The sequence below is a fragment of the Clostridium cuniculi genome, assembly GCF_004353185.1.
GTDB classification, from domain to species: domain Bacteria; phylum Bacillota; class Clostridia; order Clostridiales; family Clostridiaceae; genus Clostridium; species Clostridium cuniculi.
Map to the genome: position 1 here is coordinate 1 of NZ_SMUS01000091.1, position 1,720 is coordinate 1,720.

General features: G+C 25.1%; 1 protein-coding gene. It reads right to left on the reverse strand.

The features are described 5' to 3' along the window. Nucleotides 1-235: 235 nt before the first annotated feature. Complete coding sequence (locus tag EJJ37_RS19660) at nt 236-1,681, reverse strand: hypothetical protein (protein ID WP_133017117.1); 1,446 nt, start codon at nt 1,679-1,681, stop codon at nt 236-238. Between the last annotated feature and the right edge of the window lie 39 nt (nt 1,682-1,720).

Genomic DNA, 1,720 nt, shown 5'->3' on the forward strand with positions numbered 1-1,720 from the left:
GTGATAGAGAAAAATTAATGATATTATCGGAAGGAATATTGTAATTAAGTTTTAGAATTTAATTGTTTTTGGAAGAAAAAGTCCGTTAAGAAGCTGAGGTAAACGATAGTGAACTTCGAAGCTTTAGAACTTTTTCTGGAAAAAACAATATAAATTCTTAACGAAAATTACACTAATTCCTGGAGGTAATATCATTAATTTTCGTCATCACGGCACTTAAGCTCTAACAAAAAATTTAGTTAATTCTTTTTTTTAGTCTTTTTAGTTCTTCTATTGAAGGATATGGTTTAGGATGTTTTAATGCCTTATTTATATTAGCTATGGCTTCTCTCTTTTTACCACTTCTATACTCTGCATCAATTAGATAGTATAAATATTGTGGTGTTTCTCTTGTCCTATTAATTAATTTTTTATAATAATCCTCAACCTTTTCAAAATAATCCCTATCATATTTAGATGTTTTTTCTAAATTATCTCCTCTAAATGAATATATTTGTACCTTATAAGCTTCTCCAGTTTCATGGCACCATAGAACAATATCTGATATTCCACTTCTTTTATCATCAAATTCTACTATCTCAACTTTAGAATATTTTATTTTATCGCCCCTTAGTAGTTTATTAAATTTATTTTCTTTAAACTCTACTATATCTAAAACAGACCATATTGAAGCAATTCTCCAACCAATAAGAATATTATTATTAGACTTTGGCTTTAATTTAGTAATGACTAAATCTGATATGTCATAACCGTCTCCTTCAATTGTATCTAAAAGTTCTACTCTTCCTTCAACTTCTCTAAATACAGATATATATTGTGTATTTTCAGACTTATATCCACAAATTATTTCATTATTTCCATCTCCATCAATATCCTCATTGATTAATTCATTACTACCACCAAACTTACTCAAATTAACAAGAGTAGTATCATCTGGAAGATGACTTAAAATTTCTTCCTTAATATTATTTTCTCTATTCATAATAGAAATATTTTCTCCACTATTAGTAATATACTTATTCAAAACTCTACTTTCATTATTTTTTAAGGAAATTAAGCTGTTAATTTCCCCCAAAACATTACTATTATTAATTCCCATTATTTTTTGACAAACTAATAAGTTAATTAATTCCTCTTCTAAATCATATACTAAATCTATCTTATTAATATACGAAATACTAGGATTCTCGTTAATTTTTACATTACCATTCCTATCATAAATTTGTCTCAAATAATGCTTATCAATATTTGTAATATCTAAGATATATTTTTTTTCATATGATTGACAAGCAACCTCTATTCTATATCCATCTAAATACTTTGAAACACTTTTATTATTCTCTAAAAAATCTTCACTATTAAATATTTCTATTATTTTTCCATTATCATATTTATATATTAAAGCAGCTGCATATCTATATGAATCATCTAATTCTCCATAAATATATATATCATCACTATTATCACTAGAAAACTTTCCTAAAAAAATTTTAATATTATATCCATTAAGTTTCAGAGGATATTCTTCTATATTATTATTTTCATCCTTAATAACAATAGTTGCTCTTTCAATATAATTGCTATCTTCATGTAAATACTCACCTTTTAAAATTACTATTTCCTCTTTGCCCCTTCCATAAATATTACCCTTCTTTATATCTATAACAGATTCTTTACTCATATTTACTTCCTTTTAATTGTTCATATTATATACTATTCT

Bases quoted from the DNA above. Each gene is read 5' to 3' on its own strand.
- EJJ37_RS19660 (WP_133017117.1), bottom strand. From the start codon at position 1,681: ATGAGTAAAGAATCTGTTATAGATATAAAGAAGGGTAATATTTATGGA.